At 64.9% G+C, this 387-nt stretch carries 1 pseudogene; it reads right to left on the bottom strand.

The window, feature by feature from the left end:
* Positions 1-170, bottom strand: a pseudogene (locus EN874_RS34715) (sensor histidine kinase); the annotation flags it as partial.
* Positions 171-387 lie beyond the last annotated feature (217 nt).

Below are 387 nucleotides of genomic sequence, written 5' to 3'. Positions count from 1 at the left end.
GTCGTGGCGGCGGAATTGTGCATGACGCCGTCACGGATCTGCGATGTCACCCACAGCCCGACCACGAGCATCACGGCCAGAAGTCCTATGCCGCCGGCGATCACGAACTGCCAGGCCAGGGAAAGCCCGCTCCAGATTCGTGTAAGTCGCTTGAAATATCGGCCAAACATCGGCACCGCTCACCCACCCGTCGGCGAGAGTATAGGCGAGGCAGGGCAATTGCGACACCGACCTTGGTCTGTGCCCGCGGCGAAGGTTAATGGCCGGCGGTTGCCCGCGTAGACGGGCGGGGCGCAGATTCGCAAGCGGCGAGGCTGCTCTCGATCAAGAACGGCAAAGGCCCGCGCCACTCCTGTTGACGGGGGAAGACGCGGGCCGGTTGCCACC

Source organism: Mesorhizobium sp. M1D.F.Ca.ET.231.01.1.1 (assembly GCF_003999155.2).
GTDB lineage: Bacteria > Pseudomonadota > Alphaproteobacteria > Rhizobiales > Rhizobiaceae > Mesorhizobium.
The sequence above is the reverse complement of the archived record's forward strand: the minus strand, read 5'-3'. Positions and strand labels throughout refer to the sequence as shown.